Source organism: Stieleria sp. (genome assembly GCF_041595215.1).
GTDB classification, from domain to species: domain Bacteria; phylum Planctomycetota; class Planctomycetia; order Pirellulales; family Pirellulaceae; genus Stieleria; species Stieleria magnilauensis.
The window spans coordinates 1-5,298 of the sequence record NZ_JBFHKV010000585.1; the positions used below are offsets into that span (position 1 = coordinate 1).

3 protein-coding genes are annotated in these 5,298 nt (G+C 59.6%); all 3 read left to right on the forward strand.

What is annotated here, in order from left to right:
- The coding region (locus ABX749_RS20575; protein WP_372897625.1) for a DUF1592 domain-containing protein at positions 1–1,139 on the forward strand (1,139 nt) is incomplete at its 5' end.
- A gap of 7 nt (positions 1,140–1,146) precedes the next feature.
- Entirely contained in the window at positions 1,147–2,424 is a 1,278-nt protein-coding gene (locus ABX749_RS20580; RefSeq protein ID WP_372897626.1) for a DUF1552 domain-containing protein, read from the forward strand.
- A gap of 401 nt (positions 2,425–2,825) precedes the next feature.
- Positions 2,826–5,180: a cytochrome oxidase gene (locus tag ABX749_RS20585; protein ID WP_372897627.1), complete on the forward strand. Its 2,355-nt coding sequence runs from the start codon at positions 2,826–2,828 to the stop codon at positions 5,178–5,180.
- Positions 5,181–5,298: the final 118 nt, after the last annotated feature.

Sequence of the window (5,298 nt, forward strand, 5' to 3'; positions counted from 1 at the left end):
CGTTGGTCGACGAGGACTTGGCGGCGGGGATCGGGCCGCGGGAAGCACTGAAACGCGGCTACCGCACGATCCTTTGTTCGCCCCGTTTCCTGTTTCTCACCGAAACACCCGGCGAACTCGATGACCATGCGGTTGCTTCGCGATTGAGTTTTTTCTTGTGGTCGACGATGCCCGACCAGACGCTGATGGCGGCGGCCGATGCAGGTGAATTGACCCACCCGGAAACTCGTCGTCATCATGTCCAACGCATGCTCAACGACGACCGTGCCGAGGCCTTGGTCGACGCGCTGGCCGATCAGTGGCTGAACCTTCGCGAGATCGATTTCACGTCGCCCGACGCGGGACTGTATCCAGAATTTGACGAGACGCTTCAACAGTCGATGATCGACGAGACCCACGCGTTTCTGGCAACATTAATTCGCGACGATCTGCCGGCGGCAAACATCGTCGATTCCGATTTCGCGATGTTGAACGAACGATTGGCGAAACATTACGATATTCCAGGGGTTCATCATCAGAATGTCCAGAAAGTGTCGTTGGCGCCCGAACACCATCGCGGCGGATTGATCACTCAAGGCTCGATATTGAAAGTTACCGCCAACGGCACCACCACTTCACCGGTGGTCCGCGGCGCGTTCATCAATGAACGCATCCTCGGCGTCGAAATTCCTCCGCCACCGGACAACGTCCCGGCGATCGAGCCAGACATCCGCGGCGCGGTCTCGATCCGTGATCAACTCGCCAAGCACAGCGACCAAACGTCCTGCGCGGCCTGCCACATCAAAATCGATCCGCCGGGCTTCGCACTGGAAAACTACGATGTGATCGGTGGTTGGAGGACGCGGTATCGTAACTCCAAAGCCGCCCGGAAAGGATTGCCGGTCGATCCGCATCACCAAACCGCCAAGGGCGAAGCGTTCGAGGACATCGAGCAATTCAAGCAAATTGTGTTGCGAGACCCCGAGCAGATCGCGCGAAATTTCACGCATCAGTTGGTCACCTATTCGACCGGCGCGCCGGTTTCCTTTAGCGACCGACGGGTGATCGAAGCCATCCTTGATCAGACCCAACCCCAACGCTACGGCATCCGCTCGCTGATCCACGCGGTCGTCGACAGCCCGATCTTTCTCACCAAGTAGGCCCGTCATGAAGTTCACCAATACAAAACTCGATCGACGCACGGTGCTGCGAGGCTCGGGGCTGGCCGTCGGGTTGCCGTTTCTCGACGCGATGGTGCCGGCGATCGCGAGTGCCGCCGAAACCGAAGCCCCTCGACGCTTTGTCAGCTTCAGCCTCGGCCTCGGCTTGCACGGTCCGAACCTGTTCCCGAAACAGTCCGGTTTCAACTACACGCCGTCACCCTACCTGGCGGAGATCGCGGACATTCTGCCCGAGATGACGGTGTGCTCGGGCGTGTCTCACCCGCAGGTCGCCGGCGGACACCGCGCCGAAGGCACGATCCTGACCGCTGCACCGCTGAGTCGATCGGATGCGAACTTTCGCAATTCGGTGTCGCTGGATCAATTAATGGCCAAGCACTTGGGAGACCAAACACGGTTCCCCTCCTTGGTGCTCAACGCCTCGGGTGACAATTCGAGTCCTTCGTACACTGAAAACGGCGCGATGATTCCGCCGGAGATGTCGCCATTGCGGTTGTTCGAGCAACTGTTTGTCGCCGACGCCCCGGCGGTTCGCAAACAAGATTCGGCTCGGATGCGACACGGTCGCCGGGTCATGGATCTGGTCGCCGAAGAAGCGAAGTCGTTGCAACGGACGCTGGGAGCCGGCGATCGCGACAAACTGGACAACTACTTTACGGCGGTCAACGAGTTAGAAAAACGACTCGCCGCCAACCAGGCTTGGATCAATCGCCCGAAGCCGCAAGTTGGCAAACCCGAATCGCTTGCCCAATCGGTTTCTGACGGGATTGAAAAACAGCGGGCGATGTTCGACGTGATGGCGTTGGCGCTGCAAACCGATTCCACGCGTTTCATCACGTTGCACTTGGGCAATGGCGGCAAGGTCGAACTCGACGGGGTCACCGAGGCGCACCACGCGCTCAGCCACCACGGCCAGGACGAGCAAAAGCTGCGGCAGCTCGCGATTCTGGAAAACGCGCTGCTCGCCGAGTGGGCCGATTTCGTTCGAAAGCTCAAGACGGTCCAGGAATCGTCCGGCACGCTGCTGGATCAGACGATGGTGTTGTTGACATCCAACCTGGGCAACGCGTCCAGTCACGACAACAAAAACATGCCCGTGCTGTTTGCCGGCGGCGGGTTCAAGCACGGCCAGCACCTGGCGTTCGACACCAAGAACAATTACCCCCTGCCCAATCTGTATCTGTCCGCGTTGCACCGATTGGGATTGCACCACGACCGTTTCTCGACCAGCACCAGCACGATGACGGGACTGGAACTGGCCTAAAGGGCCGGTTGATCGAATCGAGACTCCGCAATCAACGCGATGTTCCTCCTGAAGTAGGGCATGCTGTGCATGCCGGTCGCCTGAATCGGCGGGAATCCTAGCGAATCGCCGATGACGGGGCCCGTATCGGCTGACGGTCGCCTCCGGTAGTGAATATGATGTGCGTCCCTCCGCATCCCACCTTCACGCTTCACTGATTCACACGCAATGAAGAAACCCGCCCCTTTCAGTCAGGTCGTCGCCGAGTCGCTATGAAAGCAGAGACACTCACACGACGCAGACCCATCGTTGCTCGGTCTTGGTGGCCGTTTGTTTTCGCGATTGCAATTGTCATCCCCGGCGTCGCACGAACCGAGGAACCAACGCCCGAGACGTCAGACGCGGATTCGATCGCCGCACCGATGGTCAGCGGATTTGATCGATTCGCGCGGCATGATGAACTCTCCCCGACGCTGGCCGGGTCGCTGATGATCAGCGAATTGAGTTGTGTCAGCTGCCACGCTTCGGACGATCCTTGGCTGCAACCCAAACGCGGTCCGCGGCTGACCGGTGCCGGTAATCGGCTGCAACCCCAGTGGCTGAAACAGTATCTGGCCGATCCCGCGGCGATGAAACCTGAAACGACGATGCCCCACGTGTTGTCGCAGCTTCCGGAATCGGAACGCGGCGAAGCGATCGACGCGCTGGTTGCATTCTTGGGTTCCCAACAACAACCGTTTGCCGTGATCAAAGCCGGTGGTGCCTTGCCGGTGGTCCACGAGTTTTGGAAACGGGGCGACGCCGATCGCGGCAACAAACTGTATCACACGGTCGGTTGTGTGGCCTGCCATGACCCCGACCCGAATTACGAAACGGTCGAATCCAAACCATCGGCGATCGACGAGTTGATCGAACAACTCGATCCGGAAGAAATCGCCGATCTGGGTTTGGCCAGCGAAGCACGGCGAGTGGATTCGGTGCCGCACGGGGATCTAGTCAGCAAGTACTCGCTGCGCTCGTTGACGATGATGCTGCTGGATCCGACCAAGACACGCCCCAGTGCGCGGATGCCCTCGTTGCGACTCTCACCGCTCGAAGCCGCGGACATCGCCGCCCATCTGCTTCGGGACCAAACGGCGAAACAGATCGACATGCAGCCCAACAGTGCGCCGCAAACGATGGTGGAAAAAGGACGGGGGCTGTTCGTCGCCCTGCGCTGTGCGTCGTGCCATGATGCATCTGACGCATTGACTGGAGAATCGTCCGGTGCGTTGACCGTTGCGGCGGCAAAGCCCCTGTCGCAGCTGAATGCCGACGCCGGACCAAGTTGCATCGAGAACCCCGACGGCGAGATGCCCCGATATGCGTTGGACAACGAACAACGCCGTGCAATCCTCGCGCGTCTGGCGGGCGGACCTTCGGAAAATCGCACCGCCGCCGATGAGGTGGATTTCCGGATGCTGCAACTGAATTGTTATGGCTGTCATCGTCGCGACGAACGGGGTGGAGTCGGACGGTTTCGCAAGGCCTACTTCGAAACCGTCGGCCACGTGGACTTGGGTGACGAAGGTCGGTTGCCGCCGACGCTGGGCGGAGTGGGCCGGAAATTGCTTCCCAAAGCGCTGGCGGCCGTCTTCCATCCCAAGACAGTCCCCCACCGTCCCTTCATGACCGCGCGCATGCCGTCTTATTCTGCGGACATGGTTGATCCGCTGGTCCGTGGATTTCAAGAGGCCGATCGAGTGGACCAATCTGACGCGGTTGACATTCTGCCGCCGCAGAAGGAGATGGCTGATGCCGGACGCGACCTGGTCAACACGGGCTGTGTCGGTTGCCATGCTTTCCGCGGCGAGAGTTTGCCCGGTGTCGTCGGGATCGATTTGGCGGGGACCACCAACCGCATCGATTCAAAGTGGTTCTATGAATTCGTGCTCAATCCCAGCGCGGTCAAAAAACGGACACGCATGCCCACCTTTTTCCCAGACGGAAAGAGCAATCGGCCGGAGTTGCTCGACGGCGATGTTCGGCACCAGATCTCTGCGATCTGGGCGTATTTGAAAGACCTGGATAGGGAACCACTGCCGGAAAAGATTGAGACGGTGCGTTCGGCCAACTACGAACTCGCGCCCAGCGGCAAACCAATCGTGCTGCGGACATTCATGGAACAAGCGGGAACGCACGCCATCGCGGTCGGATTTCCACAAGGCGTCCATTTTGCATTCGATGCCGAGCAGATGCGGTTGGCAATCGGATGGAAGCAGCGTTTCCTGGACGCCCGTGGCACTTGGTTCGAACGTTTCACCCCGCCGGCGGATCCGTTGGGCGACGCCCAGATCGCAATGCCGGCCAGTCCCGTGGTGATCGTTGATGAAAACGGCGGTGAACACGAGGGCGTGAATGCCGGCTACCGATTCCGCGGCTATCGGCTGGATGCTGCCGGCGTACCGACGTTTTTGTACGACGTCGCTGGCTGGTCGATCGAAGACCGCATCGAGGCAACGGAATCCGGAACGCTCAAGCGTTCAGTGACAGCCAGACGCGCACCGTCAGTTCGCGGCGATACCTCAGACCAGAAACTACACCTGCTCGCTCATGCGGCCGAGCGACTGAAACCGCAAGGCGAGTTCGCCGTTTCCGATCAACAAGGTTTGACCGTCACCCTGACGGAGGCTCTGGCGCGAACGGGTTCGTTGCGTCGGTCCGGTGACAGCGACCAGTGGCTGATCCCCTTGGACTCGCAAAACAGGAACACCGCCATTTTGGAGTATCGTTGGTGATTCGAATTTTGATCTTGGCGTTGACGACGCTCACGTTTCCGCTGTCGATGGTGCGGGGCGGTGAAGAAGAATATTATCGGCTGATTGATGTATCGGTTGCCAAAGCGGCGACGGACTC